At 70.4% G+C, this 24,608-nt stretch carries 30 protein-coding genes and 2 pseudogenes; 15 read left to right on the plus strand and 17 right to left on the minus strand.

The annotated features are described in order from the left end of the window. Positions 1 to 51 precede the first annotated feature (51 nt). Positions 52 to 942: a transposase family protein gene (locus tag QP939_RS10185; RefSeq protein ID WP_285448834.1), complete on the minus strand. Its 891-nt coding sequence runs from the start codon at positions 940 to 942 to the stop codon at positions 52 to 54. Between the two features lie 274 nt (positions 943 to 1,216). Here QP939_RS10185 and QP939_RS10190 point away from each other — a divergent pair, with 274 nt between their 5' ends. From QP939_RS10190 to purU, 3 genes are read left to right on the plus strand one after another with little or no spacing between them, the layout of a single operon-like run. Then, positions 1,217 to 1,939, plus strand: a complete 723-nt coding sequence (locus QP939_RS10190) for a DedA family protein (protein WP_285456410.1) — start codon at positions 1,217 to 1,219, stop codon at positions 1,937 to 1,939. Further along, a complete protein-coding gene (locus QP939_RS10195; RefSeq protein WP_285456411.1) occupies positions 1,830 to 2,513 on the plus strand; it encodes a maleylpyruvate isomerase family mycothiol-dependent enzyme in 684 nt (227 codons plus the stop codon). Before QP939_RS10190 ends, QP939_RS10195 begins: the two co-directional genes overlap by 110 nt. A gap of 15 nt (positions 2,514 to 2,528) precedes the next feature. After that, on the plus strand, positions 2,529 to 3,404 hold the full coding sequence (purU, locus tag QP939_RS10200) for a formyltetrahydrofolate deformylase (protein ID WP_285456412.1): 876 nt from the start codon (positions 2,529 to 2,531) through the stop codon (positions 3,402 to 3,404). A 54-nt stretch (positions 3,405 to 3,458) separates the two neighbouring features. On the opposite strand, the gene QP939_RS10205 is transcribed toward purU, so the two are convergent. Further along, a complete protein-coding gene (locus QP939_RS10205) occupies positions 3,459 to 4,508 on the minus strand; it encodes an NAD(P)-dependent alcohol dehydrogenase (protein ID WP_285456413.1) in 1,050 nt (349 codons plus the stop codon). Positions 4,509 to 4,598: 90 nt separating this feature from the next. On the opposite strand from QP939_RS10205, the gene QP939_RS10210 reads away from it, so the two are divergent. Together QP939_RS10210 and QP939_RS10215 are read left to right on the plus strand one after the other, a co-directional pair. After that, positions 4,599 to 5,210 (plus strand): TetR/AcrR family transcriptional regulator, encoded by a 612-nt coding sequence (locus QP939_RS10210; RefSeq protein ID WP_285456414.1) that lies wholly within the window; start codon positions 4,599 to 4,601, stop codon positions 5,208 to 5,210. A 9-nt stretch (positions 5,211 to 5,219) separates the two neighbouring features. Further along, positions 5,220 to 5,834, plus strand: coding sequence for a pyridoxamine 5'-phosphate oxidase family protein (locus tag QP939_RS10215; protein ID WP_285456415.1), 615 nt, complete (start codon positions 5,220 to 5,222; stop codon positions 5,832 to 5,834). Here the strand turns inward: QP939_RS10215 and QP939_RS10220 are convergent. After that, positions 5,803 to 6,135: an ArsR/SmtB family transcription factor gene (locus QP939_RS10220; RefSeq protein WP_285456416.1), complete on the minus strand. Its 333-nt coding sequence runs from the start codon at positions 6,133 to 6,135 to the stop codon at positions 5,803 to 5,805. The two genes, QP939_RS10215 and QP939_RS10220, sit on opposite strands and share 32 nt — an antisense overlap. 70 nt (positions 6,136 to 6,205) lie before the next feature. On the opposite strand from QP939_RS10220, the pseudogene QP939_RS10225 reads away from it, so the two are divergent. Further along, positions 6,206 to 6,836, plus strand: a pseudogene (locus tag QP939_RS10225) (haloacid dehalogenase type II). On the opposite strand, the gene QP939_RS10230 reads toward QP939_RS10225, so the two are convergent. Further along, a complete protein-coding gene (locus QP939_RS10230; protein WP_285456417.1) occupies positions 6,833 to 7,840 on the minus strand; it encodes an NADP-dependent oxidoreductase in 1,008 nt (335 codons plus the stop codon). The pseudogene QP939_RS10225 and the gene QP939_RS10230 overlap by 4 nt on opposite strands. Positions 7,841 to 7,991: 151 nt before the next feature. Beyond that, on the minus strand, positions 7,992 to 8,426 hold the full coding sequence (locus QP939_RS10235) for an SRPBCC family protein (RefSeq protein WP_285456418.1): 435 nt from the start codon (positions 8,424 to 8,426) through the stop codon (positions 7,992 to 7,994). 84 nt (positions 8,427 to 8,510) lie between these two features. Between QP939_RS10235 and QP939_RS10240 the strand changes: the two genes are divergently transcribed. Both QP939_RS10240 and QP939_RS10245 read left to right on the plus strand, forming a co-directional pair. After that, a complete protein-coding gene (locus QP939_RS10240; RefSeq protein WP_285456419.1) occupies positions 8,511 to 8,993 on the plus strand; it encodes a MarR family transcriptional regulator in 483 nt (160 codons plus the stop codon). Between the two features lie 28 nt (positions 8,994 to 9,021). Further along, positions 9,022 to 9,795 (plus strand): class I SAM-dependent methyltransferase, encoded by a 774-nt coding sequence (locus tag QP939_RS10245; protein WP_285456420.1) that lies wholly within the window; start codon positions 9,022 to 9,024, stop codon positions 9,793 to 9,795. 1 nt (position 9,796) lies between these two features. Here QP939_RS10245 and QP939_RS10250 read toward each other — a convergent pair whose 3' ends face one another. Next, a complete protein-coding gene (locus QP939_RS10250; protein WP_285456421.1) occupies positions 9,797 to 10,720 on the minus strand; it encodes an ABC transporter substrate-binding protein in 924 nt (307 codons plus the stop codon). A 140-nt stretch (positions 10,721 to 10,860) separates the two neighbouring features. Here QP939_RS10250 and QP939_RS10255 point away from each other — a divergent pair. The 4 genes and pseudogenes from QP939_RS10255 to QP939_RS10270 all read left to right on the plus strand — a co-directional run bounded on the left by QP939_RS10255 (position 10,861) and on the right by QP939_RS10270 (position 13,341). Beyond that, positions 10,861 to 11,560: pseudogene (locus tag QP939_RS10255) on the plus strand (ABC transporter permease). After that, positions 11,557 to 12,270: an ABC transporter permease gene (locus tag QP939_RS10260; RefSeq protein ID WP_285456422.1), complete on the plus strand. Its 714-nt coding sequence runs from the start codon at positions 11,557 to 11,559 to the stop codon at positions 12,268 to 12,270. The pseudogene QP939_RS10255 and the gene QP939_RS10260 overlap by 4 nt, the downstream one beginning before the upstream one ends. Before the next feature lie 38 nt (positions 12,271 to 12,308). Then, the gene (locus QP939_RS10265; protein WP_285456423.1) at positions 12,309 to 13,148 is read left to right on the plus strand and encodes a helix-turn-helix domain-containing protein; all 840 of its coding nucleotides are present in this window, start codon (positions 12,309 to 12,311) and stop codon (positions 13,146 to 13,148) included. A gap of 13 nt (positions 13,149 to 13,161) precedes the next feature. Further along, positions 13,162 to 13,341, plus strand: coding sequence for a DUF397 domain-containing protein (locus QP939_RS10270; RefSeq protein WP_285456424.1), 180 nt, complete (start codon positions 13,162 to 13,164; stop codon positions 13,339 to 13,341). On the opposite strand, the gene QP939_RS10275 is transcribed toward QP939_RS10270, so the two are convergent. The 7 genes from QP939_RS10275 to QP939_RS10305 all read right to left on the minus strand — a co-directional run bounded on the left by QP939_RS10275 (position 13,338) and on the right by QP939_RS10305 (position 18,359). Beyond that, positions 13,338 to 13,901 carry a cadmium resistance transporter gene (locus QP939_RS10275; RefSeq protein WP_285459707.1) on the minus strand — a complete coding sequence of 188 codons (564 nt, stop codon included), beginning with the start codon at positions 13,899 to 13,901 and terminating at the stop codon, positions 13,338 to 13,340. The two genes, QP939_RS10270 and QP939_RS10275, sit on opposite strands and share 4 nt — an antisense overlap. Then, positions 13,886 to 15,325: an aromatic amino acid lyase gene (locus QP939_RS10280; protein ID WP_285456425.1), complete on the minus strand. Its 1,440-nt coding sequence runs from the start codon at positions 15,323 to 15,325 to the stop codon at positions 13,886 to 13,888. Before QP939_RS10280 ends, QP939_RS10275 begins: the two co-directional genes overlap by 16 nt. Beyond that, positions 15,322 to 16,329 carry an ornithine cyclodeaminase family protein gene (locus QP939_RS10285; RefSeq protein WP_285456426.1) on the minus strand — a complete coding sequence of 336 codons (1,008 nt, stop codon included), beginning with the start codon at positions 16,327 to 16,329 and terminating at the stop codon, positions 15,322 to 15,324. The genes QP939_RS10280 and QP939_RS10285 overlap by 4 nt, the downstream gene beginning before the upstream one ends. After that, positions 16,326 to 16,868: a YbaK/EbsC family protein gene (locus QP939_RS10290; RefSeq protein WP_285456427.1), complete on the minus strand. Its 543-nt coding sequence runs from the start codon at positions 16,866 to 16,868 to the stop codon at positions 16,326 to 16,328. The genes QP939_RS10285 and QP939_RS10290 overlap by 4 nt, the downstream gene beginning before the upstream one ends. 13 nt (positions 16,869 to 16,881) lie before the next feature. Further along, positions 16,882 to 17,175 (minus strand): DUF2516 family protein, encoded by a 294-nt coding sequence (locus QP939_RS10295; RefSeq protein WP_285456428.1) that lies wholly within the window; start codon positions 17,173 to 17,175, stop codon positions 16,882 to 16,884. Positions 17,176 to 17,259: 84 nt separating this feature from the next. After that, positions 17,260 to 17,937, minus strand: coding sequence for a hypothetical protein (locus QP939_RS10300; RefSeq protein ID WP_285456429.1), 678 nt, complete (start codon positions 17,935 to 17,937; stop codon positions 17,260 to 17,262). Next, positions 17,934 to 18,359, minus strand: coding sequence for a helix-turn-helix domain-containing protein (locus QP939_RS10305; protein ID WP_414641754.1), 426 nt, complete (start codon positions 18,357 to 18,359; stop codon positions 17,934 to 17,936). Before QP939_RS10305 ends, QP939_RS10300 begins: the two co-directional genes overlap by 4 nt. Before the next feature lie 150 nt (positions 18,360 to 18,509). Here QP939_RS10305 and tgmC point away from each other — a divergent pair, with 150 nt between their 5' ends. Further along, positions 18,510 to 19,658, plus strand: coding sequence for an ATP-grasp peptide maturase system methyltransferase (gene tgmC / locus QP939_RS10310; RefSeq protein ID WP_285456431.1), 1,149 nt, complete (start codon positions 18,510 to 18,512; stop codon positions 19,656 to 19,658). Here the strand turns inward: tgmC and QP939_RS10315 are convergent. The 3 genes from QP939_RS10315 to QP939_RS10325 are packed head-to-tail and all read right to left on the minus strand — an operon-like array spanning position 19,655 to position 21,027. Further along, positions 19,655 to 20,266, minus strand: a complete 612-nt coding sequence (locus QP939_RS10315; RefSeq protein WP_285456432.1) for a nucleoside kinase — start codon at positions 20,264 to 20,266, stop codon at positions 19,655 to 19,657. The genes tgmC and QP939_RS10315 overlap by 4 nt on opposite strands. A 1-nt stretch (position 20,267) precedes the next feature. Continuing rightward, positions 20,268 to 20,633 (minus strand): TFIIB-type zinc ribbon-containing protein, encoded by a 366-nt coding sequence (locus QP939_RS10320; protein WP_285456433.1) that lies wholly within the window; start codon positions 20,631 to 20,633, stop codon positions 20,268 to 20,270. Positions 20,634 to 20,658: 25 nt separating this feature from the next. Further along, positions 20,659 to 21,027, minus strand: coding sequence for a VOC family protein (locus QP939_RS10325; RefSeq protein WP_285456434.1), 369 nt, complete (start codon positions 21,025 to 21,027; stop codon positions 20,659 to 20,661). A 90-nt stretch (positions 21,028 to 21,117) separates the two neighbouring features. Here QP939_RS10325 and QP939_RS10330 point away from each other — a divergent pair, with 90 nt between their 5' ends. Beyond that, positions 21,118 to 21,579: a CGNR zinc finger domain-containing protein gene (locus tag QP939_RS10330; protein WP_285456435.1), complete on the plus strand. Its 462-nt coding sequence runs from the start codon at positions 21,118 to 21,120 to the stop codon at positions 21,577 to 21,579. Between the two features lie 515 nt (positions 21,580 to 22,094). Here the strand turns inward: QP939_RS10330 and QP939_RS10335 are convergent. Then, entirely contained in the window at positions 22,095 to 23,393 is a 1,299-nt protein-coding gene (locus QP939_RS10335) for a DUF445 domain-containing protein (RefSeq protein ID WP_285456436.1), read from the minus strand. A 29-nt stretch (positions 23,394 to 23,422) separates the two neighbouring features. Between QP939_RS10335 and QP939_RS10340 the strand changes: the two genes are divergently transcribed. Further along, on the plus strand, positions 23,423 to 24,589 hold the full coding sequence (locus QP939_RS10340; protein WP_285456437.1) for a pyridoxal phosphate-dependent aminotransferase: 1,167 nt from the start codon (positions 23,423 to 23,425) through the stop codon (positions 24,587 to 24,589). Positions 24,590 to 24,608: the final 19 nt, after the last annotated feature.

Genomic DNA, 24,608 nt, shown 5'->3' on the forward strand with positions numbered 1-24,608 from the left:
TTTCATCGTGGTTTGTGCTGGTCAGGTCGGGTTGGTGGTGTGTGGTAATGCTCAGGCCGGGTCTGGCCGGGCGGCGTCGCGGATGCTCTGCTCGTGCTGGGTCAGCACGAGCAGAGCCCGCAGCAATGTGGTGGCGTGGCGGGTGTCGAGGCGGAGCTTGCCCAGGATCCGCCAGGCCTTGAGGGCGGCGAAGCCGCCCTCCACCGCGCACCGCATCGCCGCGAACACGGCGTTCGCCTGCTTCTGGGCCTTGCTCAACGGCCGCCGGGTCTCGGCCTTGTAGGGAGTGAGCACGACGTGTTCACATGCTCCGCCGCAGGTGTCGCAGGCTGAGCTGTCGCGGACGTCTTTGTGCCAGCCGTGGAAGCCCTTGTCCCCGGCCGGGGACAAGCCATAGGTGTGCAGGCGTTCCCGGATCCGTAACCGGCGAGCGGCGGTGATGTCGGCGGTCTTGCCCGGCAACGCCGCCGACACCCACAGCAACCGGCCGTTTTCGTCGGTCAAGGCGAGCACGACCAGCCCGTGGTGTTTGTGTTTGCCGTTGTAGTTGGCCCGGTTCGCTTTTCCGGTGCGGCGGCGGGTCCGGATCAGGGTGCCGTCCACCAGCACCACCTCCGCACCCCGGGCGGCCTGGCGACGCAAGACCCGGTTCAGGCGGGTGGCGCGGGCGGCGAGCAGGGTGATCGCTTCCAGCACCCATCGCCGCACCGTGGACGCCGATACGCCCATACCGCCGCCGAGGTGAGCCAAGCGCTGGTCGTCACGCAGCACGGCGAGCACCACGAGTGCCTGGTCGGCGGGACCGGCTTTGCGCCAGCGCGAACGCAGCCGACGCCGATGGGTGCGGATCAGCCCGGCCAGCATCTGCAGGGTCGACTGCGAGAGCGGAAGGACAACCTGGTAGGAAATGGGCTCGAAGCCCTCGGCGGGTTGTTGACTCACATCTCGATCTTGCCGAGGGCTTCACCCGTCTCCAGGGCCGCCACGCCGGGTCCCGACCCCACTCCCTTGCCACCACAGACAACCACCCACCACCCAGCGCCCCGACCAGCCACAACCAGGATGAAACAACCCCAATGTGGCCTTCGGTGCGTCAGACGCAACGAAGGCCGCCTTGGGTGCGTCAGACGCAACCAAGGCCACATTGGGGCGCTTGTTCACCGGGGCACCCCCGCTCGGTCACCTCGGAGTGACCTGGGGTGATCACCATTGAGCCGTGGAACTCCTGGCGCAGGTCACCGAGCTGCTGCGCGGCACGCTCGGCTCGCCGTGGCTGTGGGTGCTCGTCTTCGCCGTCTCCGGGCTGGACGCGCTGCTGCCGTTCATGCCCAGCGAGACGACCGTCGTCACCGTCGCCGTGCTGCTCGGGCCCGATCCCGGGACGCTCGTGCTGCTCGCCGCCGTCGCGGCCGGCGGGGCGTGGGCGGGTGACTGCCTCGGGTACGCCGTCGGCCGGTCCGCCGGGCCGCGGGCGATCGCGTGGCTGCAGCGCGGGCCGGACGGGCGACGTCGCTACGCGTGGGCCCGCGACCAGGTGCGGCGCAACGGCGGCCTGCTGATCATCGCCGCGCGGTACCTGCCGGGCGGGCGGGTCGCGAGCGCGCTCGCGAACGGCAGCCTCGGCTACCCGCTGCGCCGGTTCGTGCCGCTCGACGCCGTCGGGGCGGCGATCTGGGCGGTGTACAGCGTGCTGATCGGCCTGGCCGGCGGGGCGACCTTCGCGGACGAGCCGGGCAAGGGCCTGCTGCTGTCCTTCGGCCTCGGGCTGGGCCTGGTCGGCGCGATCGAGTCTGGACGGCGGCTCAGGCTGCGCGCGCTACGGTCGGCGGATGGATCACCTCGAGGCCGTCGACGTCCACACCGACGCGCTGAAGCGGGCGGCGCTGGCGGCGGGCCCGGCGGCGCCGGTCCGGAACTGTCCGAAGTGGACTGTTCATGACCTGGTGCGGCACCTGGCCTGGGTGCACGCTTTCGCCGTCGCCACGGCGATGAACCGGGAGCCGAACCCGACTCCGCCGGAGGACTGGGACGACCTGCTCGGCTGGTGGGACGGCCAGCGCCTGGCCGCGCGTGAAGCCCTGGGTCAGCGGCCGGAAACGCCCGCGCGGTCGCCGTTCCCCGGCTTCGAGATCACGGTCGGCGACTGGCGGCGCCGGATGGCCCACGAGGCCGCGGTGCACCGGCTCGACGCGGAGTCCGCGCTCGACCCGGTCCCGGACACGCGGCTCTCCCCCGAGTTCACCCTCGACGGCATCGACGAGTACGCGACGTTCCTCGTCCCGCGCCGCTCACCCCGCTACCCCGTGACGACCACGGTCCACCTGACGACCGCCGGGCGCACCTGGGCCCTCTACCTGACGCCCGGCGAGCACGCGCGCGTCGGCGAGCCGGGCACGCCGGACGTCGAGCTGAGCGGCGACCCCGACGACGTCTACCGCGCGTTGTGGGGCCGCCCGAACGCTGCGTCCGTCAAGGGCGACCCGGCTCTCCTCGCACCGCTCGCGGCGCCCTGACCAGCGCGGGGGACAATGCTCGGCGTGACCGCTCCCGAACGCCGCTACGTCATCACCTTCGGCTGCCCCGACCGCACCGGCATCATCGCCCGGATCTCCGGGTTCCTCGCCGAGCACGGCGGCTGGATCGTCGAGGCGGCCTACCACACCGACCCGGACACGGGCTGGTTCTTCACCCGCCAGGTCGTCCGCGCCGACTCGCTGCCGTTCGACGCCGCCGAGCTGCGGGCCCGCTTTGGTGAGGTGGCCGCGGACCTGTCCGCCGACTCGAGCTGGCAGGTCAGCGACACCGGTGAGCGGCGTCGCGCGGTGGTCCTGGTCTCGAAGGCGGGGCACTGCCTGTACGACCTGCTCGGCCGCGTCGCGTCCGGCGAGCTGGACGTCGACATCGCCGCCGTGATCGGCAACCACGACAGCCTCGCCGACATCACCCGCGCCCACGGCATCCCGTTCCACCACGTGCCGTTCCCGGCCGACGGCAAGGCCGAGGCGTTCGAGCACGTCCGGAAGCTGGTCGACGAGCACGACCCGCACGCGGTGGTGCTCGCCCGGTTCATGCAGATCCTGCCCGCCGACCTGTGCCGCGAGTGGGCCGGCCGCGCGATCAACATCCACCACAGCTTCCTGCCGTCGTTCATCGGCGCGAAGCCGTACCACCAGGCGCACACGCGCGGGGTGAAGCTGGTCGGCGCGACCTGCCACTACGTGACGGCGGACCTCGACGCGGGCCCGATCATCGAGCAGGACGTCATCCGGGTCGACCACGGCGACTCGGTCGAGGACATGGTCCGCAAGGGCCGCGACATCGAAAAGGTGACGCTCGCCCGCGGCCTCCGCTGGCACCTGGAGAACCGGGTCCTGGTGCACGGCAACCGCACCGTGGTGTTCTGACCGCCGTCGTGAGTGTTTAGGGCGGTTAGAACCGCCCTAAACACTCACGAGCGGTCACGCGCCGATGGTGGACGCGTCGATGACGAAGCGGTAGCGGACGTCGGAGTTCTCGACGCGCTCGTACGCCTCGTTGACCTTGTCGGCCGAGATCGTCTCGATCTCGGCGCCGATGCCGTGCTTCGCGCAGAAGTCCAGCATCTCCTGGGTCTCGGCGATGCCGCCGATCATCGACCCGGCCAGCACCTTGTTGCCGCCCAGCAGCGAGAAGGCGTTGTAGGACAGCGGTTCGCCGGGCGCGCCGACGTTCACCATCGCGCCGCCGACGCGCAGCAGGCCGAGGTAGGCGTCCACCGGCAGCTTGGCCGACACGGTGTTGAGGATGATGTCGAACTTGCCCTTCAGGACGTCGAACGTCGCCTCGTCGCTGGTCGCGTAGTACTCCGACGCGCCGAGCTTGAGCCCGTCCTCCTGCTTCTTGAGGCTCTGGCTCAGCACGGTCACCTCGGCGCCCATCGCGGCGGCGATCTTGACGGCCATGTGGCCGAGCCCGCCGAGGCCGATCACGGCGACCTTCTTGCCGGGGCCCGCACCCCAGTGGTGCAGCGGCGAGTAGGTGGTGATGCCCGCGCACAGCAGCGGCGCGGCGACGTCGAGGTCGATGCCCTCGGGGATGCGGCAGACGAAGGCGTCCTTCACGACGATCTGGTTGCTGTAGCCGCCGTAGGTGTTCTCGCCGTCGAAGCCGACGCCGTTGTAGGTCTGGACGTTGCCCTTGACGCAGAACTGCTCGGTGCCGGCCAGGCAGTACTCGCACTCGCCGCAGGAGTCGACCATGCAGCCGACGCCGACGCGGTCGCCGACCCGGTACTTCGTCACGTCGGACCCGACCGCGGCGACGACGCCGGCGATCTCGTGGCCCGGGACCATCGGGAAGATCGCCTGGCCCCAGTCCTCCTTGGCCTGGTGGATGTCGCTGTGGCAGATACCGGCGTAGGCGATGTCGATCAGCACGTCGTCCGGACGCAGGTCACGGCGCTCGATCGTGGTCGGCGCCAGCGGCGCGCCCGGCGCCGGAACGGCGATGGCGTGCGTGGTGGTGCTCATGGAACCCTCCAACTTCAAGTACCGTTGCCTCGTAAGAGGCCTCTTACATCGTCTACGTAAGAGCCCTCTTACATATTTCGAACGAGAGATGTGATCCAGGTCATGGGCGGCAAGTACCACCACGGCGACCTCCGCGGCGAGCTCGTGCGCGTCTCGTTGGACCTGATCGCCGAGCAGGGTCTCGGCGGCTTCTCCGTCGCGAAGGTGGCGAAGCGGGCGAACGTCAGCCCCGGCGCGCCGTACCGGCACTTCGCGACGCGGGAGAGCCTGCTGGCCGAGGTCGCCTGCCACATCGCCTGCCAGCTCGCCGACCGCGTCACCGAGGCGGCGGGCGCGCACGAAGACCCGGTCGACGCGCTGGCCGCGGCCGCGGGCGCCTACACGCGGTACGTGATCGAGCGGCGGGCCGGGATGAACGTCCTCTACGCCGACGGCCTCCACGGCCCGGAGCACACCGAGCTGCACGAACAGACCCGGCGGCTGACCGACGAGTTCCTGTTGCGCTGCCTGGTCGTCGCGCCGGACCCGGCGACCGGGCTGGAGCTGATGGAGCAGCTGTTCACCCAGGCGCACGGCTACGGCACGTTCCAGCTCGACGGCGTCTTCGTGAAGCACGGCTATTCGGTGGACCTGGTCGTGGCGAAGTCGGCCGAGGCCGCCCGGGTCGCCATTCGCGGCCGAACTGTCGGTGCCGCGCGCTAGCTTGGCCCCATGGGGATCATCGACTCGCACGAAGCCCTGCGTGAACTGGTCGGCGAAGCGGCCGAGCGGACGCAGAAGAAGATCATCGACCACATCGACGAGCACGCGCGCACGCTGATCGCGCACTCACCGTTCGTGCTGCTGGCGACGTCGGCACCGGACGGCAGCTGCGACGTCTCGCCGCGGGGCGACCCGGCGGGTTCGGTGCTGGTCCTCGACGACCGGACGCTGGTGCTGGCGGACCGGCCGGGCAACAAGCTGATCGACAGCTTCCGCAACATCGTCGACAACCCGCACGCGGGGTTGCTGTTCCTGGTGCCGGGCATGAACGAGACGCTCCGCGTGAACGGCCGCGCCCACCTGGTGTCGGACGCGCCCTACTTCGACCGGCTCGTCGTGCGCGGCAAGCGGCCGCAGCTCGCCGTGGTCGTCGAGGTCCGCGAGCTGTACATGCATTGCGCGAAGGCGTTCCTGCGGTCTTCGCTGTGGGACCCGGCGACCTGGCCGGAGCGGGCGAGCCTGCCGACGATGGGCACGATCCTGCGCGACCAGATGGCGCTGCCGATGTCGGCGGCGGAGCTGGACGCGAACCTCAACGAGCGGGCGTTGCACACCCAGTACTGATCCCGGCGACGACGTCGAGCAGGCCCGGGAAGCGGGCGTCGAACTCGTCGCGCCGGAGCCGCACGAACGTGCCGTTGCCCGCGTCGCGCTGCCGGACCAGCCCGGCTTCGCGCAGCACGCGCCAGTGGTGCGTCCTCGTCGACTTCGCGATCGGCAGCGGGAAGGAGGAGCAGGCGCGCTCGGCACCGTCGCCGCCCACGAGCTCCAGCACCACGGCGCGGCGGTGCGGATCGGCGAGGGCGGACAGGACGGTGCCGAGGTCGACGTCGGCCATCTCCGGGATCGGCAGTTCACCGGGCATGCTGGACATGGTACGGCAACTGTCGTACCTTCGACGAGGTACGATAACCTTCGAACCTCCGGAGATCCGCATGCTGTGCGTGTTCGACGTCAACGAGACCCTGCTCGACGTCGCCGGGCTGGACGCCACGATCGGCGGTCCCGAGCTTCCGGCGCGAATGGTTCGGCCTGGTCATCCACACGGCCCTGACGGTCACCGCGTCCGGCGGCTACCGCGACTTCGCGGGCATCGCCGGCCAGGCCGCCACCGAGATCGCCGCGCGGCACGGCCGCGAGATCGACCTCGCGAAGGTCGGCGAAGGCTTGCGTTCGCTCCCGGCCCACCCGGACGTCGAGGAGGGCCTGACCAAGCTGCGCGAAGCGGGCCACGACGTCGTCGCGCTGACGAACTCGCCGCTGGCGACGGCCGAGGCGCAGCTGACGAACTCGGGGCTGGCCAAGCTCTTCGACCGGATCTTCTCGGCCGAGCAGGTGGGCCGGCTCAAGCCCGCACCCGAGCCGTACCGCCAGGTCCTGGAGGCCTACGGCGTCGAGCCCGGCGACGCGGTGATGATCGCGGCCCACGACTGGGACATCGCGGGCGCGCAGGCGGCCGGGCTGCGGACGGCGTTGTTCGCCCGGCCCGGCGTCCGCCCGCTGCCCGGTTCGCCCGAGCCGACCTACACGATCTCGGCCCTGCCGGAGCTGGCCGAGCTGCTCTAGTCCGCGATCCGGACCAGCATCTTGCCGGTGTTGGCCCCGGAGAGCAGGCCGATGAAGGCGTCCGGCGCGTTGCGGATGCCGTCGACGAACGTCTCGGTGTACTTGATCTCGCCCGAGTTCACCAGCGGCGCGACCTCGGTGACGAACTGCTGCTGCAGGCCCCAGTGGTCGAGCACCAGCAGGCCGCGGATGGTGATCCGCTTGGCGATGATCTGCGCGAGGTTGCGCGGCGCCGGCGTCGGCTCGGTCGCGTTGTACTGCGAGATCATGCCGCAGACGGCGATCCGGCCGTGCAGGTTGATCGCGTCGATCGCGGCTTCGAGGTGTTCGCCGCCGACGTTGTCGAAGTAGACGTCGATGCCTTCCGGGGCCGCCTGGTGCAGCTGCTCGGCGACCGGGCCGTCCTTGTAGTTGAAGGCCGCGTCGAAGCCGAGGTCGTCGATCAGGTGGCGGACCTTCTCCGCCGAGCCCGCCGAGCCGATGACGCGCTTGGCGCCCTTCAGCTTCGCGAGCTGCCCGACGAGCGAGCCGACGGCGCCGGCCGCGCCGGAGACGAACACCGTGTCGCCCGGCTTGAACTCGGCCGACTCCAGCAGGCCCGCGTACGCGGTGAGGCCGGGCATGCCGAGGACGCCGAGGTACGTCGACAGCGGCGCGGCGGAGGCGTCGACCTTGACGTACCGCTTGGCGTCGAGCACGGCGTGGGTGCGCCAGCCCGCCTGGTGCAGCACGTGGTCGCCGGGCTTGACGTCGTCCACATGGGACTCGACGACCTCGCCGACGGCGCCGCCGGACATGACCTCGCCGACCTGGAACGGCGGCGCGTACGACTTGACGTCGCGCATGCGGCCGCGCATCGCCGGGTCGACGCTCATGATCAGGTTGCGCACCAGGATCTGGCCCTCACCGGGGGCGGGGATCTCGGTGTCGACGATCTCGAAGTTCTCGTGCGTCGGCACCCCTTCCGGGCGGGAGGCCAGCCTGATTTCGGTCGCTGCGGTCACCGTCGAACTCCTCAACTCTCTCGAAGCGGGGCAGGCGCCCCGGATTTCTCTCGGGTCAACCAGCTAACCGGGGCGCACATTCCGATTGTGACGCGCTACACCTCCAACCTTCCTCCCCACCACCACCCTCAACGGAGACGCTTCGCGTCGCTCACACAATTTCGGCGAGCTTCCCGAGCACCCCGTCGTAGATCTTCTTGAGCCCACCGGGCGCGAAGGTCTTCTCGAAGAAGCCGCCGATGCCACCGGCCCCGTCCCACGACGTCTCGATCCGCACGAGGCTCTTGTCGCCGGCCTCGGCGACCGTCCAGGTGGTGACCATGCTGGAGTTCGCGTCCGTCTCGACCAGGACACCCGGCCGGGGTTCGGTGACGGTCGCCGCCACGTCCCGGACGCGCTTCGACGTCGCCTGCAGCTTCCAGCCCGCCTTGGTCCCGGCGCCGACCCCGCCTTCGGTGACCTCGTAGTCGCGGTAGTGCTCGGTGAGCAGCTTCGGGCGCGTTTCGGCGTAGTCGGCGACGAGCGCGCGGACCTTGTCCGCCGGGGCGTCGATGGTGCGCTCCGCGGTGGCCGTGACCTTTCCCATTTCACTCCTTCTCCCGAGGTGACGATCGTGGTCCACGATTCCACTCCGGGCCGGGAGGCGATGCACCGCGTTAGGCTGACGCCCGTGAGTTCCCCCTCGGACGCCGCCCGCCGCCGGCGCGCGACCGTGGCGCTCAAGGCGTCGCTGCGCGAACTACGCAACCAGCTTTCACTGCTGAACCACCAGGTCAGCGCCCACGTGGCGCTCAAGGACGTCGACCTCGACTGCCTCGAGCTGATCGGCAGGCACGGTCCGCTGAGCCCGAGCGCGCTCGCCCGCCGCGCGGGCCTGCACCCGGCGACGATGACCGGCATCCTCGACCGGCTGCAGAAGGGCGGCTGGATCGTCCGCGAACGCGACCCCGAGGCGGCCGACCGGCGCGCGGTCGCGGTCCGCGCGGTCCCCGGCCGCACCGCCGAGCTGTTCCGGCTCTACCAGGGCATGAACGCGAAGCTGGACGAGCTGTGCGCGGACTACAGCGAGGAGGAGCTGGCGCTGATCGCCGGGTTCCTGCGGCGCGCGACGTCGGCGGGTGACGCCGCGACGGGTGATCTCGCCAACAGCTGACCAGCGGTTTTTGTGCTGTACTCCACGCATGTGGCAAGCGGGCGACGCGTACGAGGCCTACATCGGGCGGTGGAGCCGCCGGGTCGCGGCGACGTTCGTCCGGCAGCTGGACGTCCCGGCGAGCCGCCGCTGGCTCGACGTCGGCTGCGGCACCGGCGCGCTGACGTCGGCGGTGCTGGCGGCGGCCGACCCGGCGGAGGTCGTCGGCGTCGACCCGTCCGAGGGATTCCTGAAGACGGCCCGCGAGAGCGTCACAGACCCGCGGGCGTCGTTCTCCCTCGCCGACGCGCGTGAGCTGCCCTTCCCGGACGACGACTTCGACGTCGTGGTTTCCGGCCTGGTCCTGAACTTCGTGCCCGACCCGGCGAAGGCCGCCTCGGAGATCGCGCGGGTGACGCGCGGCCTGGCCGCGGCCTACGTCTGGGACCTCGCCGAAGGCATGGAGCTGATCCGCCGCTTCTGGGACGCGGCCGCCGAGCTGGACCCGGCCAAGGTCGCCGAGCTGGACGAGGGCCGCCGGTTCACGCTGTGCCGCCCCGAGCCGCTGGGTCGCTTGTGGACGGAGGCGGGCTTCTCCGGCGTGTCCGTCGGCGAGGTGAAGATCCCGACGGTGTTCACCGGCTTCGACGACTACTGGCAGCCGTTCCTCGGCGCGCAAGGCCCGGCCCCGGCCTACTTGGCGACGGTGCCGGAGCCCCGCCGCGACCAGATCCGCGAGCTGCTGCGCAGCAGGCTCCCCACCAACCCGGACGGCTCGATCCCGCTGACGGCCCGGGCCTGGGTCGTCAGCGGGACCGCGTAGCTCAGAGCCCGGCCTGGGCCAGCCAGTCCTTCGCGACGTCCGCGGCCTTCTCGCCGTCGGAGTCCACGCGCTTGTTCAGGTCGCGCATGATGTCGGTGGTCAGCTTCGCGCTCACCGCGTTGACGGCGTTGGCGAAGTCGGCCCCGCGCTCGTCGAGGACCTTCTTGTTCACCGCGGGCACGACGTTCTCGGTCGGCACGATGTTCAGGTCGTCCTTGAGCACGGTGTAGTTCGGGTCGCCGGTCAGCGGGCTGACCGAGTCGACCGGGATCACCGTGACCGCACCGGACTTGAGCTGCTCGACGCGCGGCCCGGCTTCCTGGACGGTCTGGAAGGTCGCGTTCGTCAGCTTGTAGACGTCCTTGAAGCCGAGGAAGCACGGGAGCCGCTTCTCGCACTCCGGCGGGCCCGCCATGACGACCTTGTCGAGCTTCTTCAGGTCGCTGATCGACGCGATGCCCTTTTCCTTGGCCAGGTCGGACTTGATGATGTAGGTGTTCTTGTCCTCGGCCGCGGCGAAGTTCAGCAGGGCGACGCCGCTGGGCTCGAACAGCTTCGCCAGCTGCTCGTGCTCCTCCTGCGCGGTCTTGCCCGCCTCCTTGCCGAAGCCGGTGGTGATCGCCGCGCCCTGGTACTCCGGGATGAACTGCAGCTCACCGGACTTGAGCGACGGGTAGATCAGCTCCCGCGAGCCGAGGTTCAGCTTCCGGGTCACCGGGTAGCCCTTGGCCTCCAGCGCCTGGGCGTAGATCTCGGCGAGGATCTGGCTGTCGGTGAAGTTGAAGGACGCGACGACGATCGGCGCCCCACCTTTGCTCTGCGCGGCGGGTTTGTCACCGCTGTCGCTGCCACCACCACAGGCGGCCAAGCCGAGCGTCGCCGCGACGGCCACCGCCACCACGGACGCGTTCCGGAACCAGCGCACGAATCCCCACTCCTTCGTCACTCGAACAGACGAGAGAGGACCCTAGCTCCGACCCCCGACAAGAATCCACATGCTGGGACAAACGGTCCAGAATTCCCAGCCTGCGGAATTTGACCGCCCGATCGGGGTAGGGTCGGCCGGTGCACGTGACCGCGGTGACCCCGCTGGCCGCCGACAGCGGGCTCCCGATCTTCCAGTGGAAGTGGGTGGACCGGAACGCCGACGACATCGTCCAGCGCCTCGGCGAGCACGTCTCGCTGACGGCCGCCGCGCTCGGCGTCGGACTGGTCGTCTCGATCGGCCTCGCGGTGCTTTCGCTGCGGTTCCGCTGGTCGTACGGGTTCATCCTGAGCGCGGCCGGCGCGCTGTACGTGATCCCGAGCCTCGGCGCGTTCGCGGTGCTGGTGCCGTTCTTCGGGCTGACGTTCCTCACCGCGATGATCCCGCTCGCGACGTACACGCTGCTGATCCTGGTGCGCAACATCGTCACCGGCGTCGACCAGGTGCCGAACGAGGTCCGCGAAGCCGCCGTCGGCATGGGCTACACGCGGACGCGGCTGCTCTGGCAGATCGAGCTCCCCGCTGGCGCTGCCGGTGGTGATCGCCGGGCTGCGCGTCGCCGCGGTGACGACGATCGGCCTGGTCACCGTGACGTCGATGCTCGGCCTCGGCGGCCTCGGCTACTTCATCCGCGCGGGCATCCAGACGGCGACGCCCAACCCGACCGAGATCATCGTCGGCGTGGTGCTGTCGGTCGCGCTGGCCGTGGTCGTGGATCTGTTGCTGTGGCTCAGCGAGCGCCTGCTGGCGCCGTGGGCGCGGAAGGTGCGGGCGCGATGAGCTTCCTCGACCAGCTGAACGCGTGGCTCGCGGACCCGAACCGCTGGAGCTGGACGGACAAGGCGGGCATCCCGTACCGGACCGTCGAGCACCTCAGGTTTTCCTTGCTGGCGTTGGTGATCGCGGCCGTCCTGACGATCCCGGCGGCGTTGTGGCTCGCCCACTACCGCCGGGGCGCGTTCCTCGCGAGCAGCGCGGTGAACATCGGCCGCGCGATCCCGAGCTTCGGCCTGATCATCCTGTTCTGGTTCCTGGCCAGCCGCTGGGAGCTGGACACGACGTTCTGGCCGTTGCTGCTGGCGTTGGTGGCCTTGGCGATGCCACCGCTGTTCACCAACACGTACGCGGGAGTGGTGTCCCTGGAGCAGGACACCATCGACGCGGCCCGCGGCACGGGTTACCGCGAGTGGCAGATCATGCTGCGGCTCGAGCTGCCGCTGGCGTCCCCGGTGATCCTGGCGGGCGCGCGGGTGTCGTTCCTCCAGCTGATCGCGACGGTCGCGATCGGCGCGATCGTCAACGACGGCGGCGGTTTGGGACGCTACATCGTCGACGGCTTCGCGTTGGGCGCACAGGGTTACGGCGAGATCTTCGCGGGCGGCCTCGCGGCCGTGGTGCTGGCGTTGCTCTGCGACGGCGCCTTCGCGCTGATCACCCGTTTGGCGACGCCGCGCGGCCTGGCCTTGCAGTCGGCCCGGCGGGAAGCGTAGGAATCTCACCCTGCGCAGTCACATCTTACGATCTGTGCATGGATCGGCCCAAGCCCAACGCACGCAAGCGCCTGCTCGCCAACAAGCTTCGCCGCCTGCGCGAGAACGCCGGACTCACGCAAGTCGAAGCCGGTGCGCCGATGCGGTTCAACAAGAACAAGATGAGCCGCATCGAGCTGGGATATCTCCCCGACTACAACGGTTTCGTGGCTCTCCTCGACCGCTACGGCGTGATCGTCTCGGACTACGACGACTGGGTCCGCCAGTACGACCGGGCGTTCGAGAAGGGTTGGTGGCACGCGTACGGCCTCGACGACATGAGTTACATCTCGCTCGAAGCCGACGCTGACGAGGTCCGCGTGTACGAGTTCGGCATCGTTCCGGGCCTGCTCCAGACCGAAGCCGGGATGCGCGCCGCGTTCGCCGGTGCGCGGGAACCGTTGTCACCTCGCCGGTTGGAGAACGAGATCGCGGTCCGCCTGCGCCGCCAGGCCCGCCTCACCGATGACGATCCGCCCCTCAAGTTCCACGCGATCATCGACGAGTCCGTCCTCCGGCGCCCCGACCTGGTCCCGCACGAGCAGTGCGCCCAGCTCGAGCAGATCATCGAGCGCGCGGAGCTGCCCAACGTCACGGTGCAGGTCGTGCCGATCAACCACGGGTTCCACTCCGGGCGCAACGGCAGCTTCACCATTCTCAGCTATCCCCGGCTGCGGGAGCCGGACATCGCCTACATCGAGCACGGTTTCGGCTCGCTCCAGTTCGAGAAAGCCAAGGACGTGAACGTTGCTAGGCTGGTCTTCCGACACCTCGCCGATCTCGCGCTCGACGAACCGGATTCGATCCGGCTGATCCGGCAGGTGATCGCCGAGACCTGACGGGAGGCGAACCGTGTCCGACCTTTCCTGGTACAAGAGCAGCTACAGCTCCGGCGAGGGTGCGCAGGGAAACTGCGTCGAGGTCGCTTTCCTCCCCGGCACGGTGGCGGTCCGCGACTCGAAGGCCCCGACGTCCGGCACGCTGACCGTGTCACCCGAAACCTGGCGCCACATCGGCGAAATCGCCCGCTAGAACGCGCCGACGAGGATCAGCACCCCGAGCGCGACGAGCACCACGGGCAGCACGACGTGCCCCCACCGCGCGAGCACCCGGGCGACGCCGGGGCGGGTGGCGAGGAACCGTCCGGCCGCACACCACACGGCCACGCCCACCAGGAACACCACGACGTAACCCGCGAGCCCGCCGGGCCCGGTCGCGGCGAAGGCGGGCACGTAGACGCCGACGTTGTCACCGCCGTTGGCGAAGCAGACCACCGCGATCCCGAGGACCCCGGCCGCGGGCGCGGGTTCGCCGTCGTCGGCGTGCCACGCCTGCCAGGCCGCGCGGATCCCGAGCAGCACGGGCAGCACGCCGAGCCACCGGACGAGCCCGTCGGGCAGCAGCCCGGCGCCGAGCGCCCCGGCGACGGAAACGCCGAGGATGGCGGCGAAGCCGAGGAACTGCCCGGCGACGACGTCCAGCGCACCCCGCCGCCCGGCGGCCCGCCCGAAGAAGACGGCGAGCAGCACGAGGTCGTCGACGTTCGTCACCGCGAACATCGCGGCCGCCCGCCCGATCAGGCCGAGGTCCACGCCGTCTTTCCGGTGCGGCACGCGGTGATCAGGCGCTCGACTTCGGGACCGAGCGGCCGGTCCTCCTCGACCGGCGGAACGACCGTCCGGACCCACTCGTAAGCCGCGTCCAGCCCGGGTGCGCCGTCCGGCGCGAGGTGCCGCGCCTGCGACCCGGTGACCAGCTCGCACGCCGTGATCGCGAAGAGGTGCGAAGCGGCCGCCCGCAGCTGCTCCCCCGCCGCCCACGCGAACGCCTGCACGTCCTCCTGGCCGGCCGAGGTGTCGATCGAGCCGAGCGTCGCGGGCGCGGCGAGCCGTCGCAACGCGTGCAACTCGCCGACCGCCCTCTTGTGCAACGGCACCAACCCCGCGCGCGGCCCGGGGTCGCTCGTGAGCTGGGCCGGGAGGCCGCTGAACCGCTCGTCGAGCAGCCGGTGCTGGCGCTGCACGGAAATCTCGCCGAGGTGCACCAAAGCCGCTGTCACGGCGTCCATCCGCAGGCCGAGGTCGATCGCGTGGTACGCCGTGCCCGGGACGAACTCGCCCTCGATGAACGACGGTGAGTCGCCCGGCATCGTCCGCCAGCGCCGCACCGTCTCGCTCAGGTCGTCGGTGACGCGGGCGGCGTGCGCGAGGGCGCGCGGCGCGACCCGTACCGAAAGGGGCGCCTGCACGACGTCCGCCCGCACCGGCCCCGCACCCACCAGTTCGTTCACCGCGGCCAGGATCCGCCGCAACTGCTCGTCGCCACCGGCCATGACCGGCGACAACGCCTCGCGGGGCGCGCCGAGGACGTCGATCGCCATGGCCTCGGTGAGCGTCTGCAGGTCGATGAGCCGCCGGGCTTCGGTCTCGCCGCGCTGCGAGTGCATTACGGCCAGCGGAGAACCCTGAAGCAGCGAAGCACCTTCTTTGGGCCCGAGCACGTACGGCTCGACGCCACGCTTCGCCAGCGCCTCGGCCGCGGGGATCTCGACGCCGTCTTCGAGGACCGTGCCGATCCCGAGGAACGTCTGGAAAGCGTGCGACAGCGGGATGATCTCGCCCGAGCTGCCGAGCCCGGTGCGCGGGACGGCGGGCGTGAACCCGTCGTTGAGCCGGTCGACGAGGAACTGCACCAGCTCCGGGCTCACGGCCGACCACGGCTGCAGGAAGTCGTCCAGCCGGGCGAGGAGCAGCGCGCGGACGTCTTCGGGCGGCAGCCACGGCGGCCCGCCGACCGCGCGGCCGATCAGCAGGTTCCGTTGGTGCTCGGCCTGTTGCCGCGCGTCGAGGGCGACGCCGGCGAGCCGTCCCATGCCGGTGGTGACCCCGTAGACCGGTTTTTCGGGCCGCGAAAGGAGTATTCCGGCCGCTTCCCGGCGTCGCTTCAGGGCTTCTACCAGCGGTTTGGCCAAAACCAGCCGTTCACCGTCGGCGAACCCACTACCGGTGATGATCATCGGTAGGGCAGCATGGTGCCGACGCCGGAAGCCTCGGCACGGGCGAGGATCATGGTCGCCACCGCGATGTCCGTTGTGGACAGTCCGCGGTGCCAGAACAGGATCCGTTCGGCGTCGGACTCGCGGCCGGGCTTCTTCCCGGCCACGACGTCGCCGATCTCGGCGTGGACCCGGTCCGCGGTGAGGAGGCCGGCGTTGAGCTGGGGGCGCAGGGCGCCGAACCGCGGGTTGCCGGACTGGGATTCGCGCCAGTCGTCGACCACGACCTTGTCGATGTCGTCGAGCAGCGTGAGCTCCAGTGCGCTGATCGTGCCGTAGGGCACCAGGAAGGTGCCCGGCCGGAGGAACTCGCGGCGCACCAGCGCTTCGGGTTCGACCAGCCGGGAGGCCTCGACCTGGATGTCGGCGCCGTCCAGGGTCTCCTCGGCCGTGGCGCAGACGCGGACGTCCTTGCCGAGCCGTTCCGAAAGGCGCCTGCCGAACTCTTCGCGCGACTCCGGACGCTTGCTGGTCACGCGGATTTCGGCGAAGTCGAACAACGAGTCGAGGAGCACGACGTTCCACCAGGCGGTACCGCGGGCACCGATGTGCCCGAGCACCCGGGAGTCCGGGCGCGCCAGGTACTTCGCGCCGACGGCGGTCATCGCGCCGGTGCGGGCCTCGGTGATCATCGTGCCGTCGACTATGGCCCGCGGCATGCCCGTGTCCGGGTCCAGCAGCAGGATCAACGCCATTTCGGAAGGGAGGCCCTGTTCGAAGTTCCCCACGAAGTCACCGACGACCTTCACGCCACTGACCTGCTTCGCGGACAGGTGGCCGCGAAGGATGTTGAAGTGGCCTTTGCCGCCGTTGTCCGGCACGAGGTGGGTTCGCGGCTCGAAGACGACCTGGCCGCGGCCGTGGTCGGCGAGCACGTCCTCGACCGCGCCGACGATGTCCGCTTCGGTGATGCCGAGCGAGTCGATGTCGGCACCGGTCAGGTACCGGAGCCAGACGGACGTCACCGGGCGAGGTCCTCGATGACCTCGGCCCCGGGCAGCGCGGCCAGCGCGGTGCCGGAGATCAGCAGCTTGCTGCCGCGGATCCCGCTGCCGATGACGAGTTCGGGCGCGTCCGCGACGCGCTTGTCGATCAGGACGGGCCACTCGGCGGGCAGGCCGACGGGCGTGATGCCGCCGTACTCCATCCCGGTCAGGGCGACGGCTTCGTCCATCGGCGCGAACGACGCCTTGCGGACGTCGAGGCGGCGCTTGATGACGCCGTTGACGTCGGCGCGGGTGGTCGCGAGCACGAGCGCGGCCGCGAAGCGGACTTCACCGGCGCGCTTGCCGGCGACGACAACGCAGTTCGCGGAGGCTTCGAGCGGCGAGCCGTAGGCCTCGCAGAAGGCGGCGGTGTCGGCCAGCGACGGGTCGATCTCCGTGACGCCGACGGCATCCGGGTCGGCGAGCGCGGCCAGCGCCTTGGCGACGGGCTCGGCGAGGAGGTCAGTACGCGTGGGGGCGGGAACGACGGTGAGGCTCCCTGCGATCGTCCAGGTCACCCCGCCAGCCTAACTACCAGCTGGAGCCGCCGCGCTGCACCTCGATGAGCTTGGGGCGCACGTCCACGATGTAGACGAGGACCGCGGCCATGGCGGGCACCCAGAAGATCATCCCCGGCCCCATCACGTCGAACAACGCCATGGCGAGCGTCGCGCCACCGGTGATCAGCATCCAGATCGGCTTGGTCTTGCGATCGGCGGCGGAGTAGGCGTCGGCACGCTGAAGCAGCGCGTGCACGAAGGCGAAGAGCCCGACCAGCGCGCTGCCCCAGTGGATGACTTGGAGGATCCAGTAGGCAACCAGCACGACGACAGCTTACGGCAAACCGCCCGAACGACCCCGGCCCCGCCACCGGAGGTCCGGCGGCGGGGCGGGGTGTTCACGGCGTTTTTACTTGTCGGCCTTCGGCGCGGCCGGCTTCTTCGCGGCGGCGCTGGTGGTCGTCCGGCGGGCCGGCGCGGCCGTCTTCGGGGCCGTCTTGTTCGCGACCTTGCGGCTCGCGGAACGGGTCTCGTGGGCGACGTCGTCACCCAGGTCCTCGATGGCGTCGGCGGCGTCGCCGGCGACCTCGGTCACCTTGCGGGCGGTCTTCTCGCCGACCGAGCGGGTGCGCTTGGTGAAGTTGGCCAGCACGCCGTCGACGCGCTCGCGCACCTCGGTGGTGACGCCCTCGACCTGGCCCTGCGCGGTGGTCAGGGCCTCCTCGAGCTGCTCGATGGCCTTCTTGACCTGCGGCTGCGCGGCGATCTTGTCCCACGCCTGCTCGCCCGACTCGGCCAGCTTGTTGTACAGCTTGAGCGCGGCCTCGGTGTACTCGTCGATGACCTTGCGCAGCTCGGCCGGGTCCAGCTTCTCGCGGAGGCTCTCGACGTCGGTCGGCAGCTCCTGCAGGTTCTTGCGGGCGGTCTCGCTGCCCTTGGTCACGTTCTCCTTGGCCTTCGCCACGGCGTCGCTGACGGCCTGGCCGGCCAGGTTGCCGGCGCCGAGCGCGGCGAGCAGCGGGGTGCGGACCTGGTCGATGGCGGAGTTGACGGCCTTCTTGACGTCTTCGCTCTTGGGGGTGGTCATGCTGACTCCTTGGTGTTCGCGGCTGGAGTGGTCTCTGGGGTGTCTGTGGTGGGAGCGGACTCGGCGGCCGGCCGTGCCGCGGCGTTCTCCCGGCGGAAGGACTCGTAGACGTCGAGCAGGACCTGCTTCTGCCGTTCGGTCAGCTCGGCGTCGGCGCGAATCGCGTCGCCCACCGGACCACCCGTCGGCAGATCGAGGATCCCGGCCTGCACGTACAGCGCTTCGGCTGAAATGCGCAGGCCCTTGGCGATCTGCTGCAGGATCTCCGCGCTGGGTTTGCGGACCCCGCGCTCGATCTGGCTCAGGTACGGGTTGGACACGCCGGCGAGCTTCGACAGCTGGCGCAACGAGATCTTCGCGGTGTTGCGCTGCTGGCGGATGTACTCGCCGATGTCGGAAGCGATGTCCGCGACCTTCTCCATGGGACTGCCGGATCCGGGCTGGGTCCCACCGGTTTCTGCCATCCGGTCACCTCCTCGCGACACTTTCGACGGTACGCGCGAGTGCTAGCAATTGCAAGCACCCTGCTTGCAACTATCGGGTGTGGTGGTGCTCACCGCTAACGTGGTCGCATGACGCGCTCGGCCCGGCTCCGGCGGCGGCTCGTCGAGCAGCTGCTCGACGAGGACGTCCTGCACGCCCCGGAGTGGGTGGCCGCTTTCCGCGCCGTCCCCCGCCACGTCTTCCTGCCGCGGTTCTTCGCGCCGGCGGGCGGACTGTGGGCGGCCGTCGACCGCGATGACCCGGGCTGGCTGGAGACGGTGTACTCCCGCGACGTCCTGGTGACGCAGCTGGACGACGACCCGGAGCGTTGGGAGCTCGCCCGGCGCACGGGCCCGGTGGCGGGGACGCCGACGAGCTCGTCGAGCATGCCGTCGATCATGGCGATCATGCTCGAGGAGCTGCGGGTGCGCGACGGGCAGCGCGTGCTCGAGATCGGCACCGGCACCGGGTACAACGCGGCGCTGCTGAGCCACCGCTGCGGCGCGGGCCAGGTGTCCACAGTGGACATCGACCCGGTGATCGTCGCGCAGGCGCGCGAACGGCTGGCCGTGGCGGGCTACCGGCCTTCGTGCGCGGTGGGCGACGGCGCGCTCGGCTTCCCGGCCGGCACGTTGTTCGACCGGGTGCTGTGCACGGCGTCGGTGTCGTCGATCCCGCCGGCCTGGCTGGCGCAGACGAAACCGGGCGGCCTGATCGTGACGACGTTGAACCGCCCGATCGGCGCGGGCCTGGTCCGGCTCGTCGCGGGCGAGGACGGCACGGGCCGGGGCCGCGTCCTGGCGCGCGACGGCCGGTTCATGCCGCTGCGCGCGCACCGGCTGCCGGAGACGGGCCCGCTGCCGATGCCGTCGCGCGACGACTGGGAGCAGACGCGGCTGCCGATGTCGACGGTCCTGCAGCCGCGCAAGCAGTTCGAGTTCTTCGCGGGGTTGGCGTTGCCGGGCGTCCGCGCGGTCCGCGACGGCGCCGACGACGAAGCGCCGAGCGTCGCGCTGGTGCACCCGGACGGCTCGTGGGTCCGCCACCGCAAGCGCGGCGGCGCGGACGAGGTCGCCCAGGGCGGCCCGCGCGCGCTGTGGGAGCTCGCCGAAGCCGCGTACGTCGAGTGGTGCGAGCTGGGCAAGCCGGAGCGCGACCGCTTCGGCGTGACAGTGACCGAGCAGGGTCAGGAGTTCTGGCTCGACGCCCCCGACGGCCGGACCTGGCCGCTCGCCTAGGGCAACCGGGCCCGGATCCACTTCTCGGCGTGGTCGGCCGCGGTCTCGGCCGAGACGTCCGTCGTGTCGAAGAGTTCGACGCCCAGCTCGTCCGCCGACTTCCGGAGCCACTCGGTGAACTCGAGCATCTCCTCGATCCGCGCCTCGTCCCACTCGCGCCAGGCGGGGCGGGCGCGCAGCCGCCGTCGCAGCGACTCGGGCGAGCCGACCAGCGCGAGGTAGTGGATGTCACTGAAGAAGGCGCGTTCGGGCAGCGGTTCGAACTCCGGTGGGGCGACGGTGCCGCACAGCACGACCGGGCGGCCGTTCTGGTGCAGCATCGCCGCCATCCGGAGCCAGGCGGCCCGGAACGCCGGGACGTCGTCGCGCAGGGCGCCCGTCCAGAGGACGTCTTGTTCCAGCACGACGACGTCGCCGCCGAACCGGGCCGCGAGCAGCGGCCCGAGCGTCGACTTCCCGGCGCCGCTCGGGCCGGTCAGCGCGAAGAGCGGCAGTTTCCGGAACGGCCACCGGTGGCCGCACCGCGCGCACTCGAGGGTGCTGCCGTCGACGACCGGGCGGTCGGCCCGGTCGCCGCACGACGGGCAGATCCGCAGGTCGAGCCCCACCTCAGTCGAAGAGGTTCTCGAGGAAGCTGCGCTTGCGGTGACCGTGGCCGTAGGGCCGCGGCGAATCGGAGTAGCCACCGCGGTGCGGCCGCGGCGAGTCCGCGTAACCACCGCGGTACCCCTTCGGCGAGTCCGGGTAGCCACCCCGGTAGGGCCGCGGCGAGTCGGGACGGCCGTAGTGCGCCGTCGGCGCCGGACCGCCCTGGTAGGGCGGGGGCTGCTGGCCGTAGAAGGAGCTTTCCGCGCCGACGATGGCCTCGAGCTCACCGCGGTCCAGGAAGATCCCCCGGCAGCCGTCGCACTGGTCGATGTGGACGCCGTTCTTGTCCACAGTCCGCATCTGGTTCTGACACTTCGGACAAATCACACATCAGAGCCTACGCATAAACGCGTCAGGAGGCGCAGAGGCAGAACGGGTGGCCGACGGGATCGGCGTAGACGCGGAAGCCCTTCGGCGCGTCGTCCAGCAGTTTGGCGCCGATGCCGAGCACGCGCTCGTGCGCGGCTTCCATGTCGGTGACGTTGAGGTCGAGGTGCATCTGCTGCGGGTTTTCCGCCGACGGCCAAGCGGGGGGCCGGTAGTCGGGTACCCGCTGGAAGGCGATCCCGGCGCCACCGCGCGGGTCGCGCAGGGTGACCCAGTGGCCGTCCTCGGCGACTTCGGGCGCGTCCCAGTCGAGCACCGCCCGGTAGAACTCGGCTAGCGCCACCGGGTCGGGGCAGTCGAGGGCCACCACACCCAGCGTCGGTACCGCACTCATCGTCGCTCCCTTCGATCGTGAGTAACCAGTGAAGGCATTATGTGGGTTAGCGCACGAGGGGGCAACCACCGGCCGCCGTACACTGGTTCGGTGCACACCGACGCGTCCCTCGTCGTGGAGTTCCTCAACACGGTCAACGTCGAAGAGGGCACTGACCTGCTCGAAGATCCCGGGCGCTGGCGAGAGTGGGCGGCAAGGCACGAGCTGAACCCAAACCCGGCCTCGGAGGCCCGAGCGGCCCGCGACGCACTGCGGGCGGCAATAGGTGACCCGAGACTGCCGGGAGGAAGCCTCGACGTGGGCACCCGGATTTCGCTGACATCGGAGGGCCCGGCCCTGGTGGCGGACGACGTGGTGGGAGCGGTGTTCGCGGCGTGCGCGAGGCTGGTGGTCCGAGGGGATTGGATCAGGTTGAAGATCTGCCCGGCGGACACGTGCTTGTGGGCGTTCTACGACGAGTCCCGCAACAGATCGCGAACGTGGTGCTCAATGAGGGTGTGCGGCAACCGCGAAAAGGCAAGGGGCTGGCGAGCCCGCGCGGCGGCGGGCTGACCCAGCCTCACCCCACCCACACTGACCCCGCGCCGCCCCAGCGTCTTGAATGAGTCATTCAGGACCTCCCACGCCCTGAATGACTCATTCAAGACACCGGTAGCCGCGCCCACGCACCCCGCCGCCTCACCGGCCCCGCCGCACCGCGCCCGCCGTGCCCTACCGCCCGGCCGCTCTGCCGCCCTGCCGCCCTGCCGCCCTGCCGCCCTGCCGCCCTGCCGCCCGAGGGAGGGTCGCGAATGACTCATTCGCGACCCCCAACGCCCCCAATGACCCATTCGCGACACCCAAGCCCACCCGCCGCACCCCTCATCCGAGCGGCACACCCGCGAAAGCCTGTGGACAACCAACCCCCAACCCCCCACATATCCACACCCGACCCGCCCTCACCCCCACACGTTGTGGACATCCATTAGGCCATCACCGTGAAAACCTGTGGATAACCCGGGGGATAACTCAGCTTCCTGTGGACAACTGGTTTGAGACTCCCCCAGGTGTGGTATAGGCCAAAGCCCTCAGAACAACAGCTCCGCGACGGCATAGATGACCAACCCGGCCAAGGCACCCACGACCGTGCCGTTGATCCGGATGAACTGCAGGTCCCGCCCCACCTGAAGCTCGATCTTCCGCGAAGTCTCCTCGGCATCCCACCGCTCGACCGTGTCGGTGATGATCGTCGTGATCTCGCGCGAGTAGTTCTTCACCAGGTAAGCCGCCGCGCCCTCGACCCATCCGTCGGCCTTCGCGCGCAGCTGGTCGTCGGAAACCAAGCGCGTTCCCAGCGACACCAGACCCAGCCGCACGCGGCGGCGCAGCTCGCTCGACGGGTCCTCGGCCGCGTTGAGCAGCATCTCCTTCGCCGTGCTCCACGCCGAGCCGATCAGGCGCTGGACCTCCTCGTGGTGCACGATCTGGCCCTTCACCTGCTCGGCGCGGGCCATCACGTCCGGGTCGGTCTGCAGGTCCTGGGCGAACTCGCCGAGGAACTTGTCCAGCGCGAGCCGCATCGGGTGGTTGACGTCCGTCTTCACCGCCCACGCGAACGACAGCACCTCGCCGTACACCTTGTCCGCGAGCATCTCGTCGACGAACTTCGGCGACCAGCTCGGCGCCCGGTCCGACACCACGCGCAGCATCGTCGTGTGGTTGTCGCGGACCCATTCGTACGCGCGGTCGCACATCAGGTCCACCAGCTTGTGGTGCGCGCCGTCGGCGAAGACGCCCTGGAGGATCTTGCCCAGCGGCGGCCCCCACGGCTTGTCGATGATCCGCCGCGCGACCGCCTGCTCCATGATCGCCTGGATGTCCTCGTCGCGAAGAACGCGAACCGCGGCGCGGACCATCGTCGCCAGCTCAGACGTCACGCGCTCGGCGTTTTCCGGCTCCGCCAGCCAGCCACCCAGCCGGCGGGCGAGCTCGACGCGCTTGAGCTTGTCGCGCACGACCTCCTCGGACAGGAAGTTCGACCCGACGAAGTCGCCGAGGCTGTTGCCCAGCGCGTCCTTCTTGTTCGGGATGATCGCCGTGTGCGGGATCTTCAGCCCGAGCGGGTGGCGGAACAGGGCCGTGACGGCGAACCAGTCGGCCAGCGCGCCGACCATGCCCGCTTCGGCCGCGGCGCGGACGTAGCCCACCCAGCCCGGCCAGCCGGCCGACTGCGCCCAGCTCGTCAGCAGGAACACGATCGTGGCGCCGAGCAGGAACGACAGCGCGACGAGCTTCATCTTCCGCAGCGCGCGCCGCTTTTCCTCTTCACCGGCGGGGCCGCCCGGCGGGTCGGCGGGCGTCACCTTGGCGGGGGTCAGTTGCTCCACATCGCCATTGTCCGTGAGGATGGCTGATCGTGCGCGAACCTGCTCTCGTCCCCCGCCTCCGCCCGTTTACCTCGACCATCTTCGCCGAGATGACGGCGCTCGCGGTCCAGCACGACGCCGTCAACCTCGGCCAGGGCTTCCCGGACACCGACGGCCCGGCCGGCATGCTCGACGCCGCGAAGAACGCGCTGTTCGGCGGCGCCAACCAGTACCCGCCGGGGCCGGGCAGGCCCGAGCTGCGGGCGGCGATCGCGCGGCACCGGCTGCGCTACGGCACCGAGTACGACCCGGACACGGAGATCCTCGTCACCGCGGGCGCGACGGAGGCCATCACGGCGACGCTCATCGCGCTGACCGAGGCGGGCGACGAGGTGATCGTCATCGAGCCGTACTACGACTCGTACGCGGCGGCGGTCGCGATGGCGGGCGCCGAGCGCCGGGTGGTCGGGCTCGTCGAAGGCCCGGACGGCCGGTTCGGCCTCGACGTCGACGGCCTGCGCGCCGCGGTCACCCCGCGGACCAGGGCGATCCTGGTCAATTCGCCGCACAACCCGACCGGCACGGTGTTCACCCGCGCCGAGCTGGAGGCGCTCGCGGCGCTGTGCGTCGAGCACGACCTGATCGCGATCTGCGACGAGGTCTACGAACACCTGGTGTTCGACGACGCGGAACACATCCCGCTGGTGACGCTGCCCGGCATGCGGCCGCGGACGGTGAGCATTTCGAGCGCGGGCAAGTCGTTCAACTGCACGGGCTGGAAGATCGGCTGGGTCTGTTCGACACCGGAGCTGGTCGCGGCGGTGAAGGCGGCGAAGCAGTTCATCACGTTCGTGTCGGGCGGGCCGCTGCAGCCGGCGGTGGCGCACGCGCTCGACCACGAGCTGCCCTGGGTCGACGGCCTGCGCGACTCGCTGCGGGAGAAGCGCGACCGGCTGTCGGCGGGTCTCGCGGAGGCCGGGTTCGCGGTCCGCCGGACGGCGGGCACGTACTTCGTCTGCGTCGACGTCCGGCCGCTGGGGTTCACGGACGCCGCCGACCTGGCGTGGGAGCTGCCCGCACGCGTCGGGGTCGCGGCGGTGCCCGTGAAGGTGTTCACCGATCACCCGGACGAGTGGAAACACCTGCTGCGTTTCGCGTTCTGCAAACGCAACGAGGTCATCGACGAGGGCATCACCCGTTTGCGCAAACTGGTCTGACGACCTGGTTCCGTCCCCG

The organism is Amycolatopsis nalaikhensis, from assembly GCF_030264295.1.
Lineage (GTDB): Bacteria > Actinomycetota > Actinomycetes > Mycobacteriales > Pseudonocardiaceae > Amycolatopsis > Amycolatopsis nalaikhensis.

What these genes read in the sequence shown, in the direction of transcription:
- purU (WP_285456412.1), top strand. Translation starts at nt 2,529, where the DNA reads ATGCTCGGCGTGACCGCTCCCGAACGCCGCTACGTCATCACCTTCGGC.
- QP939_RS10235 (WP_285456418.1), bottom strand. Translation starts at nt 8,426, where the DNA reads ATGGGAAAGGTCACGGCCACCGCGGAGCGCACCATCGACGCCCCGGCG.
- QP939_RS10215 (WP_285456415.1), top strand. Translation starts at nt 5,220, where the DNA reads ATGGGGATCATCGACTCGCACGAAGCCCTGCGTGAACTGGTCGGCGAA.
- QP939_RS10265 (WP_285456423.1), top strand. Translation starts at nt 12,309, where the DNA reads ATGGATCGGCCCAAGCCCAACGCACGCAAGCGCCTGCTCGCCAACAAG.
- QP939_RS10300 (WP_285456429.1), bottom strand. Translation starts at nt 17,937, where the DNA reads ATGACCACCCCCAAGAGCGAAGACGTCAAGAAGGCCGTCAACTCCGCC.
- QP939_RS10220 (WP_285456416.1), bottom strand. Translation starts at nt 6,135, where the DNA reads ATGCCCGGTGAACTGCCGATCCCGGAGATGGCCGACGTCGACCTCGGC.
- QP939_RS10245 (WP_285456420.1), top strand. Translation starts at nt 9,022, where the DNA reads ATGTGGCAAGCGGGCGACGCGTACGAGGCCTACATCGGGCGGTGGAGC.
- QP939_RS10195 (WP_285456411.1), top strand. Translation starts at nt 1,830, where the DNA reads ATGGATCACCTCGAGGCCGTCGACGTCCACACCGACGCGCTGAAGCGG.
- QP939_RS10205 (WP_285456413.1), bottom strand. Translation starts at nt 4,508, where the DNA reads ATGAGCACCACCACGCACGCCATCGCCGTTCCGGCGCCGGGCGCGCCG.
- QP939_RS10325 (WP_285456434.1), bottom strand. Translation starts at nt 21,027, where the DNA reads ATGAGTGCGGTACCGACGCTGGGTGTGGTGGCCCTCGACTGCCCCGAC.
- QP939_RS10305 (WP_414641754.1), bottom strand. Translation starts at nt 18,359, where the DNA reads ATGGAGAAGGTCGCGGACATCGCTTCCGACATCGGCGAGTACATCCGC.
- QP939_RS10260 (WP_285456422.1), top strand. Translation starts at nt 11,557, where the DNA reads ATGAGCTTCCTCGACCAGCTGAACGCGTGGCTCGCGGACCCGAACCGC.
- QP939_RS10280 (WP_285456425.1), bottom strand. Translation starts at nt 15,325, where the DNA reads ATGATCATCACCGGTAGTGGGTTCGCCGACGGTGAACGGCTGGTTTTG.
- tgmC (WP_285456431.1), top strand. Translation starts at nt 18,510, where the DNA reads ATGACGCGCTCGGCCCGGCTCCGGCGGCGGCTCGTCGAGCAGCTGCTC.